This is a genomic window from Paenibacillus sp. FSL K6-1558 (assembly GCF_038002565.1).
GTDB classification, from domain to species: Bacteria; Bacillota; Bacilli; order Paenibacillales; family Paenibacillaceae; genus Paenibacillus; species Paenibacillus polysaccharolyticus.
Window position 1 is genome coordinate 3,493,400 of the sequence record NZ_JBBOCV010000001.1, and the last position, 17,450, is coordinate 3,510,849.

Here is a 17,450-nt window from a genome sequence, read left to right on the forward strand (position 1 = left end):
TGTCTGCCACGTATGTTCATCTCCTTGGTTATTCTTCTTGCTGTCATTGTAGCATAGGTTATCCCATTACGGGCAGAACTTATGCCCGGCCTTTTGTGGCGGCCTTTATGACAATGTGCTCATTTTCGCCAGTTTCCACCTTAGCATCCGCACCTACGATAACCTCACGTAAAACGCTGCCCCCTCCCCCACCACACTTTTGGCGTAAATCTCTCCCTTATGTTGCTCTACAATAGACTTGGCAATTGCCAGACCGAGGCCATGTCCTCCGTGTTTACGCGCTCTTGATGCATCCGTGCGATAGAAGCGGTCAAAGATTCGATCCAGATGCTCTGGCGCGATCCCCTCACCCGTATTGGAGATGGTCAGCATCACATCATGGTTTTGCTTCTGAAGTGTAATGTTCACGGCCCCTGTTGGCCCGGAATATTTCACAGCGTTATCGAGCAAGATCAGAACCACCTGCTTGATCTGCTCCGGGTTTCCATGAACCATCAGATCGGGATCAATGCTGTAATCCAGGGAGATATTTTTTTCAAAAATCACAGCTTCCATCGGTAAAATAATACTTTCCACCGCATCACTCATATTAAACCTGGTATGGATCAGGTTGGAACGTGAGTCCTCCATCTGAGTCAGATACAGCAGATCATTCGTTAGTCCAGACATCCGCTCGGTTTCCGATTTGATATAGTGAAGCCATTTGGCCTGACTTTCGATGGTCTCCTCCTGATTCGCCAGCAAGACATCCGTGTTCGTATTAATGATTGCCAGAGGTGTTTTCAATTCATGGGAGGCATCGGCGATAAACTGTTTCTGTTTCTCAAACGCTTCACGCACAGGCGCAATGGAGCGGTTGGCAAAATAACGGCTTAGGAAGTAAATGACGATCAACATAATCAGTCCAACCACGGTAAAAGTGTAAATCAGATTGGTCAGGATACCCTGCTGCGCAGTCACATCCATGAATACGATCATGTGCCCGTCCCCGCTTGGATCAACCACATAGGCCCAGTCCGTGCCATCCAGTGCAAATTGTCCAGTCCACCGACTACTGTCACCTTGACCGGTTTTCTCCTGATCTACTTTTTGCAGAGCCTGTGTGTAAAACGAGTCCTCCATATCAAACCGCGAATGGGTATCGGTAATCTTCCACTGCTTATCGGTCTGAATCATAAAAGAAACCGACCGGGCAGGAGGTGCGCCGAAATCTCCACCCGGTCCTCGATACCCACCGAAGTTCCCACCGCTCATGCCGTTACTGTTGTTGCCCCCGCCCCTACTCGGAGAAGAGGGTACAGTTGCCGATCCGGAATTCGTTCCCGTTCCTGTCCCTACTCCTGCTCCCCCGTTTTGCCCTTCACCTCGTGACTGCTGAGCACCCAAACCAAACGGGCTATGGTAGAAATCAGATACCTTATACAGCTCCATATTCGTCTCGCGTTGCACATTCTGGTACGTAATCGTGTAAATCGTTACAAAAGCCACCAGCATCATAATCGAGATCGACACCAGATTGACAATCAGGAACCGATTACGGAGTTTCTTGAACATTAGCTCATCACCTCAAGTACATACCCCACGCCCCGAATCGTATTAATGCGGACAGCCGAATTCAGGAAGGTTAGTTTTTTGCGTAAAAAAGAGATGTAGACCTCCACGTTGTTATACTCGACATCCGAGTCGAATCCCCATAACTTCTCAATGATCTGCTCTTTGGAGGTGATCGCCTGTTTGCGGGTAATCAGCAGCTCCAGCAGCTCGTTCTCCTTTAGATTTAATTTGATCTCTTTGCCCTGTGCACTCAGCTTCAACTGCGTGGTATTCAGCTCGATATCGCCAAACTTCAATCCATCCTCCGGAACCACTTCCCCTTTGCGTCTCAAGGCTGCCCGAATCCGGGCAAGCAATTCTTCCGTGGCAAAAGGCTTTGCAATATAGTCATCGGCACCGTAATCGAGGCCAGATACTTTGTCCGATAGTTCTCCTTTGGCTGTGAGTAAAATAACCGGAGTATGGTTTCCTTCACTGCGGAGCGTTTTAAGCACCGTTATGCCGTTCATCTCCGGCATCATAATGTCCAGCAGTAACAGGTCGTAGATGCCGCTCTGCGCATAATCCAGTCCTGACCTGCCGTCGTGGACCATGTCCACGGAGTAGTTGTTTTTTTTCAAAATCTGAGATACGGCCTCTGCCAAATGAACCTCATCTTCCGCAATTAAAATTCTCATCCTCTATTCATCCTCTGCTCACGATGGTTTGTATGTTCTTATTCTATCAATTAAACCTTGAATCAACCTTAATAATTGGAACACCCTCACGGTATAGATGAAGGAAAAGAAATGTTAACGCAATGTAAAACGATTTAAGATTCATTCAAGGTTGCTTCGCTAAGATACAGACATGACAGCAACACACCACACACCCAACATAATCAAAACATACACCAACTTATCCATACCCGAAAGGACTGAACCGTCGTGGCGATTGAAGTATTCAACCGATATGAGAGCAAGTACCTGCTGACCGATGAGCAATACCAGCACTTTTACAATGATCTGCTCCACTACATGGAACTGGATGCCTACAACAAAAAACATGAGTTTTACTCCATCAGTAATCTGTACTTCGATACACCGCAGGATTCACTGATTCGAGCGAGTTTGTCCAAACCGAAATACAAGGAAAAGCTGCGTTTGCGAGCTTATGGTGTACCTGAAGAGAATGCGAAAGTATATCTGGAGATCAAAAAGAAAGTGTTCGGCCTCGTCAACAAACGCAGAACTGCGCTGAAGCTGGATGAAGCTTACGATTTTGTCCGCTCGGGACAAGCGCCAGAGCTGGCCGACTACATGAACCCGCAGGTGCTGGAAGAGATCAAATATTTTCTCCGGCTCTACGATCTTGAACCTAAAGTTTATCTGGCCTACGAACGCAAGGCGTTGTTCGATAAGAACAGCCGCGATCTTCGCATTACCTTTGATACCAACATCCGCAGCCGTAGATATGATCTGAAGCTGGAACAGGGAGACTACGGTGAACCGCTCGTGAAAGACGGGCGCTGGCTGATGGAAGTCAAAGCCGAGAAAACCGTTCCGATGTGGCTGTCCCAATTACTGTCGGAGCACAGGTTGTACCGGACCGGATTTTCCAAATACGGCAATGAATACAGACATCTGGTGAGAACCACCAATCTGAATTATCAGAACGAACGAGAACTTATCCCGGGTACTGATTTCAATCCTAACGATGCGGCCCCGGTTACTTCACAAGAGAAATTAATTAGAGAAAGAGAGCGTGTACTCTATGCTTGATGCCCTTTTCAGTTCCGCCCTAGACGATTCAACCTTGAGTTTCAGCAGTGCTGTCATCACGATTGGACTTGCCATTTTCCTGGGACTTATCATCAGCCTTACCTATATGAAAACTAACCAGGCCACCTATTCACAGAGTTTTACGCTGACTATGGTTGTGCTTCCCGTGATTGTTGCCATCATCATTCTGCTGATCGGTAGCAATATCGCCCGGGCCTTCAGCTTGGCGGGAGCCTTCTCCATCATTCGTTTCCGCAGTGCTCCTGGTGATCCGAAAGACATTGCTTACGTTTTGTTCACGATGGCATCCGGTCTGGCTTGTGGTGTAGGGGCTTTTGGTTACGCTGTTCTGTTCACCGTTATCCTGTGCGTGCTGATGTTTGTACTGAACCGATTTAACTTTGGTGGGAAAAAGAGTCAACAGAAGACGCTCAAGGTTACCATTCCCGAGAATTTGAGTTATGAAGAGGCTCTGAACGAAGTATTCCATACCTTTAATATCCCATTTGATCTGAAAAAAATCAGAACGACCGAACTCGGTAGCCTGTACGAACTGGTCTATAACGTCACGATTCACGAGAGCGTGAATCAGAAGCAATTCCTCGATGCCATCCGTACACGGAACGGCAATCTGGATATCTCGTTAACGATGAGTCCAACGACAGAATATTAAAATTTGGAAGAATAGTTCGCTCGCTTGTTCGATTACCACCATTATGATTTGGAGAGGAACGATATATATGAAGAAAAATACTCAGAAACGTAAAAACATCATCACAGGCAGCAAACTGTGGTCCATCGCCATGATTACCAGTCTGCTCGCAGCTTGCAGTGCTCCGGCAACGACAAGCAACACAGCCAATGCAGCCGTCTCCACAACAGGAACAACCAAAATCGTATCCGTCAGCGAGTCTACGTCCGTGAAGTATGCCGATCTGGTCTCCCTGGATGCCGATGATACGAATGTCAGCTGGACTGAAGCGGCTTCAACCATGATCAAGCTGAACGGTACGTCAGCAACAATTACAGGTTCGGGTGCAAAGGCAGCGAGCGGTTCAGTTACCATCTCGGAAGCAGGCACTTATGTGCTGAGCGGTGAGCTAACCGACGGCCAGATCGTGGTCAATGTTGCCGATAAAGGTGTGGTACATCTCGTGTTGAACGGCGCAACTATTCATGACAATGACAGTGCAGGAATCTACATTCAAAAGGCAGGCAAAGCGGTGATTACGCTTGAAAAAGGAACCCAAAACGCCGTTTCCGATGGTAAAACATACGTATATGCAGACAGCAGCACCGATGAGCCGGATGCGGCCATCTTTAGCAAAGCCGATCTTACGTTTAACGGTGCAGGTCAGTTGACCGTCACAGGCAACTATAATGAAGGGATTACAAGCAAAGATGATCTGAAAATCATCAGCGGCTCCATTAACGTCAAGGCAGCCGACGACGGCATCAAAGGCAAAGATATGGTTGCCATTCAGTCGGGTACCATTACTGTTGATGCAACAGGTGACGGAATTAAATCGACCAATGACACCGATACCAGCAAAGGGTTTGTCGCGATTGCAGACGGTACCTTTAACATTCAGAGCGGCAGCGACGGCATTCAGGCGGAAACCGCACTTGTCACAGATGGCGGTACGTATAACATCGTGACGGCTGGCGGCAGTGCAAATGCACCTGCCAAGGTCGAAGAAGGCCCCGGCGGTGGCGGCTTTGGCGGAGGCCGCGGTGGCTTCGGTGGTGATGGCGCAATGAATGGCGGCACACCTCCAACCGATATGGGCACACCACCGGATGGTGAACCACCTGCCGATATGCCAGCAATGCCAAATGGCAATGCAAGCAGCGGAACAACAACGAACTCCACGAAGGCGGCAAATGCGAGTACAACTAGCACTACTACAGTATCCTCTGATACCAACGCCGATGCAGACAATACATCGACAACAACAGAGGAAGAATCTATAAGCGCCAAAGCACTTAAAGCAGGAACCGATCTCACGGTGAATGGCGGAACATACACCATTGATTCTATGGATGATTCCTTGCACAGCAATAGCAATGTGACAGTAAACGATGGGACTTTCAACATTCAGTCTGGAGATGATGGCATTCACGCCGATCAGGCGCTGACCATTAACGGTGGAACAATCAGAATTACGAAAAGTTATGAAGGGCTCGAAGGGGCAATTATCACCCTAAATGATGGGGATGTAGACGTAACGGCGTCAGATGATGGGGTGAATGCCGCTGGTGGTGAGGCAACAACGAGCAGCACAACAGCAACTACAACGGGAAAAGCTACAAATAACAGCAGTTCTGCTACCGACACAAACAAATCAGCAGATACAGACACTGCTAACTCCACTGGAACGACGGGTACCACATCCACGTCAGATCAGTCGGCACAAGGTTCGGACGCAAGCCAGCAAACCCGTGGCCCTGGCGGTATGGCAGGCGAATCATCAGGCAATAACGAGCTTCACATCAACGGCGGAACCCTTACCGTAAATGCTGGTGGTGATGGTCTGGATTCCAATGGCTCTATCACAATGACGGGCGGAACGGTTATCGTGAATGGCCCAACGACTAACGGTAATGGAGCACTGGATTATGACGGCACATTTGTAATCAGTGGCGGATATCTGGTGGCTGCGGGAAGCTCCGGTATGGCGCAAGGCACTTCCGATGATTCAACTCAAAATACAATCGTGATGACCTTCCCTGAGACACAAAAAGCTGGAACACTGGTTCATGTTCAGGACAGCAAAGGAAATAATATTCTGACGTTTGCACCAGCCAAAGACTACCAAAACGTAGTCGTTAGCTCACCGGATCTCGCAAAAGATGGATCATATGTCATCTTCTCTGGCGGGACATCAACAGGCAAAGCGGTGGACGGACTCTACACTGGCGGTACGTATAGCGGCGGAACCCAAATCGTTGCTTTCCAATCCACAAGTAATGTGACTTGGGTGAATGAATCAGGCGTAACAACAGCGCGCTCCGGCATGGGTGGTTTTGGCGGTGGCAATGGACAAGGCGGATTCGGCGGTGGAAGAAATCGTTCACAATCCGGTACATCTACAGATACAACAGGTACGACAAGCACAACTGGCACTACAGGAACTACGGATTCGGCAAAGTAACTGATGATGTACTTGTGAGCCGAAAGGGCAAGCCTGCCCTGACCTACACAACTTTAAAAAGTCCGGCTCTGATTTCACAATCAAGGTGAAATCAGAGCCGGACTTTGCTTGTTTTTCACATGGGGAAGATAGGTCATCCAACAGGAACCTGTAAGCCTAACGCAAATATGGATATATATTCTAAAGGTTTTCTAACGATCACCACGGAGCTTATTTGGCAGTAAAACGCCCTTTTCAAATTCTAACGATCTCCACAAAGCTTATTTCCAAGAAACATGCCAAAAAACGGCCAAAATATAGCTTTTCTACCGAAATAGCGTCACTGGGGATCGTTAGAAGTTAGCTGAGACGAAATCAAGGATAAGGAGGGAACCATTTTACAGCTATAGAAAATTCCAACCTGCCTACTCTCAAAAAGCATACACGTACACCTTGGTTCGCAACGCATCGCGGCAGGTAATCGTGCGCAGTGGCTCTTTGCCCGGCAGTGCAAAACAGACGCTGATCACCTTCGCACCCGGCGGCAGTTCCCGTTGGAACTTGTCCACGAGCCGAGTCATTGCACCCGGAAACAGATAACAGATCACACCATCGGCATGCGCATAGGAACATGTATAGATGTTGCCGCGGATGAAGCGCAGACGTCCCTTGAACGAATGCTGTTGTCCTCTAGCGCGGTGGAGCCATATACTCAGCCATGTCAGGCATTGAGAAGTCCACAGTGGGATGAGTGAGTTTTCAATGCCCGTCAGTCTTTTGCCAGGACAATGCTTTACTACATCCATGCCAAGTGTTCCCCATCCCGAACCCGCCTCCATAATATCTGCATAACCCGTTATTCGATTGACCTCCTGTATCACTACCTGCCTGACCGGGCGGGATGTCGGCATGGGCGAGATTCCATTTTTCCAGCTTACGATTACGATCCATACAACGGCAATCAAAGTTAACACGGCAATCAGCCATGGAATTAATTGAATAATCATCATGAACTCATCATAACAAAGGGAAGCTTCGGCGGTCTATGATCGCTTGGAAGCTTCCCTTTGTCCATATTCTTCTAAAAGGCATGATAACTATTACTTAATATTACTTGGTAATTCTGTCTAGAGGAAGTGATGTGACTATTCGCCAGTTTCCCCGACATGAGATTTCATGTATACCCCTTTTTTGTAAACGGATTTAATCGTAAAATGAATGCCCAGCTTGCGATTCGTGCGGTAGATGAGCGAGTTAATCTCGTCGATACCCACCGGATCACTCTCCAACATACTTCGTTCCGGCCACACCTGAGCAATAATTTGCTCCCTCGTTACAAAATGATCCAGCTCACTATACAGCAGCTTGAACAATTGGTATTCCTTCTTGGACAACGGAATTTCATCTTCGTTTACCTGCACCGTCTGCAGATGATCCTGTAAACGCACACCCTCGCCGAGCAAGTCCGATATACGATATTCTCTCGTCTCCCCGAGATCACCTTCCACCCGAAGGTGAATCAAACCGTTGACCAGTGTCAGGCTGTCCCCTTCGCCAAACGGATATTTCTCATATGGGACGAGGCGTTGCCCATTAAGTTCGGTTCCATTTTTGCTATCCAGATCCTCGATCCAGAGCTGTTCTTTCGTGTCATAATGAATGCGGCAATGCCGCTTCGATATCATCTGATTATAGATGGACAAGTCCAGTTCACTGACACCTGTGTAACGCCCCACCGTAATCGAGCGGCCCTGACTCACATAGGCGAATGAACCATCGCTCTCCTGTCCCGGCGTACGAATGACGATTTTTGCCGTCTCCCGCATGTTATTCCCCACCTTTAATGTCACTCGATCTCTATCTTTTCATTCGAGTACTGATAAATTCATCAGATTTGTTCCATTGTTTACATGTCTGCCATTTCATATAGTGATATACAGGAACACCATAGACTTAAACAGGCTTAAACATTCTTTACTCATTCTATAACTATACCAGACGTTGTGCATTTTTTCTCATAACGCCCTGACGGACGCTTTAGCTTATTCAACAAGAGAGGTATTTCCCATGAAGAAAAAAAACATTTTGATATACGTGCTGCTTGCCTTCGCTTTATCAATCACCCTAACCTTGCTGTCACGCGTGAGTGACGATGGCGGTGTATCACCAGAAGGGACATCAGCCTCCGAAATCTCGTGGCTTCGAATGAACAATCAACCTTAAATGTGGCAGCTACTCTATTATAAACGCGACTCCTGTACAAAACGTTTCACGAATGTCATCTATACGAAACATTTGTAGCACGTCCTTCGTTCCACAATATAAGGGGAGGAATTACAGTGAAAAGAAATACCATTCACGCAATCACATGTGCTCTTTTTGCTGCTTTGATCCTTAGCAATTGTCAAAGCTCTGATCTTCCCAATCCAGTGGAATTAAATAAAACTCCACGAGAGCTGGGGTCGTTCTATCCAGATAACATCACTGAAGTAGATTCAATTGAAATCATGAGTGGCAGTGACGGTTCTACAAAAAGAACGACCAATCCCAAGTTGATCCATGACTGGATTGAAAAGATTCGACATGTAAAAATTGTTCAGCATCCAGACGCAGAAGACACAACAGGCGTGTTATTTCATGTGACCATGTTTAAACAAGAAAACGTCATATTTTATATGACACCTACCAATATAAATCATCAGCCAATCGAGCCACAGGGCGAAGTGGCAGACCTCATAACTGAGCTCTACGAAGCGATCCCATAGCATTTTTTGCACTAAAAAGGACTCTGAATCACTTTAATTCCAGAGTCCTTTGACGACGTTCAACGAAGTATGCAACGTAGCAAGCACAGCGTTTCCTAACATGATTAGTACAACAACACTGGTTATACGCCTGCATCAATTTTGTTCATCATCTGTTTCCTCGACCTTCGCTGCGCGATCCTTCGCCTGAATCTCCTCCATCCGGCTGGACACCTTTTGATACAGATACGAGATACCCAGTAGCAGCAGACCAAAGCTGAAATACGCGATGATTTTGCTGCCCGCCGTCAACAGACTGACATCGTAGAACACCATCTTGCCTGTGGCGAACAACGTCAGGCCCAGACCGAGACGCCGGATCATGACATATTTTCTCCGGAACCCGTACGCGATATAGAGAATAGCCAGCACCAGGTAGATCAAGCTGAACATCAGTCCTACGTCGCCCCACTGGAACTGAATGGTCAGGAACACGGTGATGACGCCGAGCAAGTAGATGCCCGCAATAACGGGATACCACTCGACACTTTTGAACTGACCACGGATACCCGCGATGAGTAGGTCTCGCCCAGCGAAGAACACACCTACGTTGAAAATAATCAGTACCACCAGTCCGACAATCTCGGCTGCCGTATGCTGCTCTACACCTGGCTGCAATGCAGGCATCGTCAAGGTTACTGCCAGTGCAATGCAGCATCCAACCGCATGCAAGAAAAGTGTATATCCCCGCAGGAACGAGTCACGAAGCCATTTCACTTTGCCCAGTCCATACGCCAAAGCAATCGTCAGCGCAGCGAACATAAGCATTTTGTAGAACATGTGTAAGATGAATGTTTCATCAACAGTCCTGACATACAGTTCATTCGATTCATAGAGCACGTATAACCATACATTTATAAGGACTGCCACCCTGAATCCATCCAGGAAACCGCGTTCCCATGGGGCGTAGTTAAATTGTTTTCCCATTCCTTCGGAGGCATTTCCGCGTAGCGCCCAAGCATAATAAAGCGTAATGAGCAGGGTGCCCAGTGTGAGACTGGAGTATTTTAACATGAAGTACGATTGTTCCCCTACAAAGAATAACGACAACAGATCATACTGCACGAAGATTGTAATACATAGGAGCACAATGCCCCAACCCGCACGCTCGACTGCCTTGAATTTTCTGAAATGTCCGAACGTAACAAGCAACACGCCTTCAATCAGCCAGCCCATCGACAGCCATTTCGAACCAAACTGGAACGGAACAAACAGAATGGTAAAGGTGAGCGACGTAAGATAGAAGAGTAGAATTGTCTGCTTCTCCTGCGCCATATGTCGCTGAACAAACCTCGCAAGTCCGAGATAGACGAGTGCAAAAATAACAGCAAGCAAGCCCTGCGCATCATTCCAGCCCGCCGCATCAAGCAATACATATAAAGCAAGACAACTCAAGCTCGTATTCATTGCTAACAAGGCAAAATCCCACCAAGTCAGCTTCACCCGATGTTTAAACGGATACGCAAGCGTAATACCCAGATACAGGGCAAAAGTCACCACAGAATACAGCATCCCCACCTGTTCACTCGGCGACAGCCACAACAGAATCAGCATGGACGGCGTGTGGAACAGGAAGCTGATGTAGTGCACTACCGGCCAACGCTGCCCAAAGGAAATAAACACAATGATGCCGTTCAGCAGCAACAGATAGATCATTGCGGTATAGACCGCTGTGCCTTCCAGCCCAAACGTAAAAAGGTACGAGAAAAAGGGCAAATATCCCCCCACAAGACCAAAGGAACAGATCGTCTTGGACTGATACCGCAATGACAACAGCACGGACACAGCCGACACCAGAACGGATAGACCGAGACCTGTATATAACCCGATAATATGAAGCAGGAAGTAACTGTAGAAGATCGAACCGAACAGCACAGAGATTCCCCCGCCGAGCAATCCCATTGCAAATGTTTTCTTTTTCCGGCGGAACAGCCATTCCCCACCCGCGAGCATCAGTGCACCAAGCAGAAAGAAACCCGCACCCTTCATCTCATCGCTAAACCACGTCGTATACGAGTATCGGAAGGCTGCGCCCACCCCCAAAATAATGAGCAAAATGGCTACTTTGTTAATCCAGCTAAGCCCAATGCGCATCTCCATCCGATTCTGCTTGATTCGGCGCTGGATCGTTTCCTCACTCAGTTGCTCATCTGCCATCTGGTCATAACTATGCTGCATCTGTCCACGTACAGCCTCAGTTCTCTCCCATACGGCCTGTTTGTGTGAGTCAATCCGTGACTTCACCTCGTTTGCCAGGTAGGCAATCCGTTCCTTCATTTCAGCCGCATCCTCTTGCAGATGCTGGGAAGCCTGATTGAAGATAGTATTCAGATTAGCTTTGGTTCGATGCTCCAATTCGCTGATATGGTCGTTATGTACTGCCGTTTTGCCTTGAAAATAGGTCTCCATCTTCTCCCGCGATACCCGGATCAGATTCAGCTTCTCGTCCAGCATCTGCTCGGACAATGCCATGCGAAGACGCGCATTCTCTTCTTCCATCTGGCGTGCACGACGTTCCAGTTGTTGCAGTTTAAGTTGCTGCGTTTCCGTCTGCTCCAGCAACTGTTCGTTGCGAACCGTAAGGTCATCGGACTGATACTCCTGTAGTAAGGCTTGATAGTCCTTAGCGAGTTGCCTCTGCTGCTCCTGAACCTGCCTAAGCCGCTCCTTAAATTCCTTCATGGACTTCCTCCATTGGTTGTCATAAGATGTTTTCCTATATTTTACTATACTTATGTCAAAAATTGAGGTTTTCACGATAACTTTCCATCGGATACAATTCTGATCCGCTACACAAAAAAACACCAGCATTCCAGGTCTGTGATATCACAGATGCCAGAAGATGCTGATGCTTATTTATAGAAGCAGCGTGGAGATATCAAAAAAAAAACGATTGAACTATACTATGGAAGGTAATTATAGAATGTCATTTTCGTTAATCGACTCAATGCGTCGGTTTAGGGATGGGTTTTTTCAAAAATACACCGTAGGACAATGCACCCAGAAGCAGCAAACCTGCGCCCAGCAAAAATACATTGTTAAAGCTACCTGTCGTGTCCAGAATGTATCCGGTTACAACAGGAGCAAGCGCAGCACCCAGGAATCCGCCAAAGTTCTGTATTGCACCCAAGGAGGCTACTTGTTCACCCGGAGCAATGTCTGCAGCCAGTGTCCATATGACACCTGATGGTAGTTGCGAAGCAAAGTAACCAACAGACAATAGAACGATGCTCACGACCGTACTATCGATGAATGGGATAGGCGCTACCGACGCTGCGGCCAAAATAGCTCCACCAACGATAGGAACCTTACGAGAGGTCACTGCATTTACTCCTTTTCGAATGAAAAAGTCCGAGATTAATCCGCCCAGCAGTACGCCGATAATTCCGGCTACAAACGGAATCGAGGCAATCCACCCCGTCTCCTTCAACGTAAAGCCCTGCTCCTTCTCCAAATAGCTTGGAAGCCATGTCAGGTATACCCAGATCGTAAACATAATACCGAAGTTTCCGATGATCATAAACCAGGTGCTTTTGTGTTTGAACAAAGAACCCCAGTTTGCTTTGGGAGCATCAGCGGTTTTTGCTTTATCCGTACCTGTGCTCTGTTCAGTCGCAGCCTCCGGTCCTTTGATCAGCTGTTTTTCGGCAAATGTCGGATCACGATACACTTTGAGCCAGATTAGCATAATAATCAGACCAATGACACCGACAAAAATAAACATCCCTCTCCACGTCATCGTTAACATTAGAACCGTCAAAAGCGGTGGTGCAATAGCATTTGCAATCTGTGATCCCGTGTTAATAATGGAGGTTGGCAGTCCCCGCTCACTCTTGGCAAACCAGCGCTCGGTTACCTTCAAACCCGAAGTGAAAAAGGGAGACTCCGATACACCAAGCAGCATCCGCATCGCGTATAACAGAGAATACGTATTGGTAAACGCACTGAGTATGGTTGCGACAGACCACAGTCCAGACGCCCAGGTAAACATCTTTTTAGGTCCGAATTTGTCCACGAGCCAGCCAGCTGGCAGATTAGCCAATGCGTAAGGCCACAAAAAGGCGGATAACAGCAAACCCATCTGTGTGGAAGATAGCCCGAATTCCGCTGCTATCGTTGTATTTGCAATACTTAGATTAGATCTGTCCAAATAGTTTACGATAGCACCCAGGAGCAATAATAAAATGATGCCCCATCTCAAACCTACTTTTGGTGTTTGAGGTACCGAAGCAGGGGATGGTGATGGTTTTAATGTTGCCATGGAAGTCACTCTCCTCAACATACATAAATATTAAATTACTCATATTATATATAATGAATAAATATGGAAATTATAGGTTTGAGCAAGCGCTGCTCTTCCCCCAACAAGGGAAAGATTTTACTGAAGTATACGTTTTCATAACTGGTTAAAAACGCTCTATATCTCTGTGGTTGTCCCAACACGCTCCAGACCTTCGTCCCCCTGCATACTCACAACGACCAGCGTAGTGCAAAATCCTGGTCGCTGTGAACTTCGTTTACCTATGCACGGGTTATCCGATCTGCTTGGGTTAATTAGCGCGCAGCAGCTACCGCCTGCAGAAACTCTTCAGCAGCCTTCGTTACTCGTCCGTAATCACCGGAATCCTTGGCTGCTTTGGTGATATAACTGCCGACACCAACGCCAACACAGCCAGCTGCAAGCCACTCATGCACATTTTGCGGCGTAACTCCACCCGTAGGCGCAATCGCAGCTTGAGGCAGAGGCGCAGACATCGCTTTTACATACTGCGGCCCTACAGCTTCTGCCGGGAACAGCTTCACGATATCCGCTCCCGCTTCAAGTGTCTCTACGATCTCCTTGGCAGTGAACGCCCCACTAACGGTTACGGCCTGGTAACGGTTAGCCACCTTGATCATATCAGGGTTGAGTTGAGGACTTACCAGCATCTCTGCTCCAGCCAGTATAGCAGCTCGCGCCGTTTCCCCATCGAGAATTGTACCTGCACCGATCAGAATGCCTTGGGAAGCATATTTACGTGATAAAACCTTGATCACATCGAGCGCTCCCGGTACACTCATCGTGATTTCAAGTGCCCGGATTCCTCCTGCGATTGCAGCTTCTGCAACGGATAGTGCCTCTTCTTCACTTTCTGATCGAATAATCAGTACAATGCCGGTTTCGGCAATGGTGTTCAAGTTCTCCAGCTTACGCCACATATCTGTATCCCCCTTAACTCATATGTCTATATAAATTGAACTAAAGATTTTACACAATTCACTCCGATGACAAAATAACCTCTCTCCACATCGCCTTACTCTTGTCTTTGCGGATACAAGCGATCACCGCTGTAGCCCAGTTGACCTGAGAGCTTCCATGCGGCTTCTTTAACCAGCTTTACAATGCTAGCCTCACGTTCCGGGGTCATTCCAGAATACATACTAGCTACACTGATTGCAGCCACTGGCTCGTCCCACTGATCATAGACAGCAGACCCGATGCAATACATCTCCAGATGATCCTCACGGTCATCGATAGAGTAACCGCGCTCACGAATCTCCTGCATGTCCTGCAAAATATCGGGGACCGTCACTTTGGAGTAGGATGTGCGCGAAGGGATCTCGCCTTCTCCCAAAATCTCCAGTACCTTGCTGGTTGGAAGAGCTGCAAGCAACGCCTTGCCCAGTCCGGTCGTATGCATATACCGGCGAGAGCCCAGCTTGGCCGTTGGACGCATCACGGAATAACTCTCCGCTTTATCCAGATATACAATCCTTCCCTTGTCTTCAATGCCAAGAAAGGCGGTACTGCCTGTCTGACGATTCAATTCCTGAAGCAAAGGCCGGGCCATATGGGGAACTCCCATATTGGACAAATAGGCCATACCTGTCTCAAATACTGCAATGCCCAGGCGATAGGTCTTGAGACGTACATCGTCCATTTCAATAAACCCTTTGTGCAACAACGTCTGCACGAGTTCAAACCCGCTGCTCTTGGGCATGTTCATCTGTTTGCATATTTCATTCAGTGTTAACGGAGCACCACTTTTGGCAAATAAAACGAGTAAATCCGCTACACGCTCCGCAGATTTATTCATGCGAATATTGTCCATGTTATCTCCTTCAAATTCTTCGACGTCGAAGTTCGCATATGTGAACTAATTTCACATCACCGAACGATGCCCTCATTATAGATCAGGCCTTCAGAAAATATCAACCGCTTTCCCGAATTTTTTTCTGAATTCTTTTTTCTCCAAAAGGGATTGTTTTTCTGAGAGAAACAGTTTACTCTAGAAACGAATGTTCACCAACGCGAATAAGGTTCGTATATGCGAACTTTATGAAGAGTAAAATCTATTCATGATCGATATGATCCTGATCATCTGTAGGGGGAAGCACATGAAACCTGTACTGATTTTTCTAATTGGCTCCGCTGGCTCGGGTAAATCAACCATTGGCAAGAGACTAGCCACCGAGCATCAGTTTTGTTACTTGGATAAAGATGTTTTGTGTAACACGTTTACAGGCAAACTTCTGGAAACGCAAGGGTATTCTCCTCACGATCGTGACGGCAACAGCTATTACCGCGATATCGTGATGGATCTGGAGTACGAAACGTTACTCAACGTAGCCAACGACAATCTGCAACTAGGCAGATCGGTTATTCTGGATGCGCCTTTTGTTGGTTATTTTCATAAAAGCGATTACATTGATGGGTTGGTTTCCACGTATGGGTGGGAAGAGGTTATTCCTGTTGTACTCCGGGTCGATGTAAATATGGACGTGCTTGAGCAGCGCTTGCGAAGTCGAGGACTGGAGAGGGACAGATGGAAGCTGGAGCACTGGAATACTTTTGTGCAAGGATTGAAAGCCAACGTTTGTACGTGGGAAAATATACAGCTTGTCTCTGTTGATAACAGTTCAGAACATTTGGACCTGGAGCGGCTGACTTCACAGTTGCCCTTAGCTGTAACCTCACTTGGTTCTTAAGGAAGCAAAAAAGTACACAGAGAGCATCTGCCCTGCTGTGTACTTTAGTGTACTTTAGTATCCTTTATCTCATCATCAGCAAAACGCGAAGCCCTATTGCTCCATATGGCTCCACATTGCTGCAAACCTAGTTTTTATCTGATGTATCGCTTTTTTCTACTGTGCCGCTCTCATCCGTCGATTCAGGTTCGATAAGCTGCGTTGTATTCGGGTCAAGCCAGCTCGTAATCATACCGCGCGCATAAGTCAGATCTTCATCAGACAGGTCATAATACCACGTACCGCTACGCATCTTCCCATCACCTTTCAGCATGTAATTGCTGATAGTTGGAATGCTGTCCTTCATATATAGAGACTCGGCAAAATTCACAATAAAGTCCGATTTCATATTTGTTGTAAAATTCGATCCGGCAATCTTGATGATGTCCGGGATTTTGGTCAGATTTTTGACCTCCATCGCACGATTCATGAAGCTACTTAGGAAAATCCGGTGACGCATCGTACGGTTGAAATCGGAATCTTCCCGATAACGCACATATCCCAGTGCTTCTTCGCCGTTATAGATCGGTTTGTTAGCTTGCACGAACAGCTTCTCATGCGCTTTACTTTTGTTCTCGATATCTTTCTTAATTGGCAACTCCACGCCGCCCACCGCATCAACAATGTCCTTCAAACCGTGAAAGTTAATCGCCGCATAGAAATCCACTTTGTTCTCCAGCAGCTTCTCCACCGTATCCATCGCCATTTTGGCTTCGCCGTGGGCATAAGCCGAGTTGATCTTGGACTTCACATCACGACCCACAATTTCAGTGTAGGAGTCACGCGGAATGGATAACAATAACACTTTATTATCCTCTGGACGCACGACAGAATAGATGATCGTGTCCGAACGGCTTGGCTCATTATCCCGCTGGTCAATGCCCAGCAACAACAATGAAAAAGGATCGGTATGTTGAACAACAGGCGCATCCTTATCCCCTGCGGCTTTATACGAATCATCCAAAGCTTCCTTCACCGTACCTGAGGCGAACAGGTTAAATGCCAGCACAACGAGTTGTTTCTGATAGATGAATCCGATGCCTCCGAGCACAATCAATAAACTCAGTATGATGATAAGGGGCTTCTTCCATTTTTTCTTCGGTTTCTTCGGCTTCCGTCTAGTTAAATGTGCAGCACTGTTTTCCATCATATCTCCTTTAGTTGCGGTTTCTTCATTCATTTAACTATAT

At 47.2% G+C, this 17,450-nt stretch carries 14 protein-coding genes; 5 read left to right on the forward strand and 9 right to left on the reverse strand.

Annotated features, from left to right (window positions below):
* Positions 1-153: 153 nt before the first annotated feature.
* Both MHI38_RS15035 and MHI38_RS15040 read right to left on the reverse strand, forming a co-directional pair.
* Complete coding sequence (locus MHI38_RS15035; protein WP_154889989.1) at positions 154-1,554, reverse strand: ATP-binding protein; 1,401 nt, start codon at positions 1,552-1,554, stop codon at positions 154-156.
* A complete protein-coding gene (locus tag MHI38_RS15040; RefSeq protein ID WP_341181368.1) occupies positions 1,554-2,231 on the reverse strand; it encodes a response regulator transcription factor in 678 nt (225 codons plus the stop codon). Before MHI38_RS15040 ends, MHI38_RS15035 begins: the two co-directional genes overlap by 1 nt.
* 249 nt (positions 2,232-2,480) lie before the next feature.
* Here MHI38_RS15040 and MHI38_RS15045 point away from each other — a divergent pair, with 249 nt between their 5' ends.
* The 3 genes from MHI38_RS15045 to MHI38_RS15055 all read left to right on the forward strand — a co-directional run bounded on the left by MHI38_RS15045 (position 2,481) and on the right by MHI38_RS15055 (position 6,469).
* On the forward strand, positions 2,481-3,314 hold the full coding sequence (locus tag MHI38_RS15045; RefSeq protein WP_154889985.1) for a polyphosphate polymerase domain-containing protein: 834 nt from the start codon (positions 2,481-2,483) through the stop codon (positions 3,312-3,314).
* Positions 3,307-3,987 (forward strand): DUF4956 domain-containing protein, encoded by a 681-nt coding sequence (locus tag MHI38_RS15050; RefSeq protein WP_308722590.1) that lies wholly within the window; start codon positions 3,307-3,309, stop codon positions 3,985-3,987. Before MHI38_RS15045 ends, MHI38_RS15050 begins: the two co-directional genes overlap by 8 nt.
* 67 nt (positions 3,988-4,054) lie before the next feature.
* Positions 4,055-6,469: a carbohydrate-binding domain-containing protein gene (locus tag MHI38_RS15055; RefSeq protein ID WP_341181369.1), complete on the forward strand. Its 2,415-nt coding sequence runs from the start codon at positions 4,055-4,057 to the stop codon at positions 6,467-6,469.
* 410 nt (positions 6,470-6,879) lie between these two features.
* Here the strand turns inward: MHI38_RS15055 and MHI38_RS15060 are convergent, their stop codons facing one another.
* Both MHI38_RS15060 and MHI38_RS15065 read right to left on the reverse strand, forming a co-directional pair.
* Positions 6,880-7,455, reverse strand: a complete 576-nt coding sequence (locus MHI38_RS15060; RefSeq protein ID WP_261769302.1) for a class I SAM-dependent methyltransferase — start codon at positions 7,453-7,455, stop codon at positions 6,880-6,882.
* Positions 7,456-7,593: 138 nt separating this feature from the next.
* Entirely contained in the window at positions 7,594-8,274 is a 681-nt protein-coding gene (locus MHI38_RS15065; protein WP_123063975.1) for an FHA domain-containing protein, read from the reverse strand.
* Between the two features lie 513 nt (positions 8,275-8,787).
* On the opposite strand from MHI38_RS15065, the gene MHI38_RS15070 reads away from it, so the two are divergent.
* Positions 8,788-9,213 (forward strand): hypothetical protein, encoded by a 426-nt coding sequence (locus MHI38_RS15070; protein WP_154889979.1) that lies wholly within the window; start codon positions 8,788-8,790, stop codon positions 9,211-9,213.
* 135 nt (positions 9,214-9,348) lie between these two features.
* On the opposite strand, the gene MHI38_RS15075 is transcribed toward MHI38_RS15070, so the two are convergent.
* From MHI38_RS15075 to MHI38_RS15090, 4 genes are all read right to left on the reverse strand, one after another.
* Positions 9,349-11,934: a DUF2339 domain-containing protein gene (locus MHI38_RS15075; RefSeq protein ID WP_154889977.1), complete on the reverse strand. Its 2,586-nt coding sequence runs from the start codon at positions 11,932-11,934 to the stop codon at positions 9,349-9,351.
* 262 nt (positions 11,935-12,196) lie between these two features.
* Positions 12,197-13,513, reverse strand: coding sequence for an MFS transporter (locus MHI38_RS15080; RefSeq protein ID WP_154889975.1), 1,317 nt, complete (start codon positions 13,511-13,513; stop codon positions 12,197-12,199).
* Between the two features lie 293 nt (positions 13,514-13,806).
* A complete protein-coding gene (locus tag MHI38_RS15085; RefSeq protein ID WP_154889973.1) occupies positions 13,807-14,451 on the reverse strand; it encodes a bifunctional 2-keto-4-hydroxyglutarate aldolase/2-keto-3-deoxy-6-phosphogluconate aldolase in 645 nt (214 codons plus the stop codon).
* A 95-nt stretch (positions 14,452-14,546) separates the two neighbouring features.
* A complete protein-coding gene (locus MHI38_RS15090; RefSeq protein WP_111271245.1) occupies positions 14,547-15,344 on the reverse strand; it encodes an IclR family transcriptional regulator in 798 nt (265 codons plus the stop codon).
* A gap of 286 nt (positions 15,345-15,630) precedes the next feature.
* Between MHI38_RS15090 and MHI38_RS15095 the strand changes: the two genes are divergently transcribed.
* A complete protein-coding gene (locus MHI38_RS15095; protein ID WP_154889971.1) occupies positions 15,631-16,221 on the forward strand; it encodes an AAA family ATPase in 591 nt (196 codons plus the stop codon).
* Between the two features lie 127 nt (positions 16,222-16,348).
* On the opposite strand, the gene MHI38_RS15100 is transcribed toward MHI38_RS15095, so the two are convergent.
* Positions 16,349-17,410: an LCP family protein gene (locus MHI38_RS15100; protein WP_341181370.1), complete on the reverse strand. Its 1,062-nt coding sequence runs from the start codon at positions 17,408-17,410 to the stop codon at positions 16,349-16,351.
* Positions 17,411-17,450 lie beyond the last annotated feature (40 nt).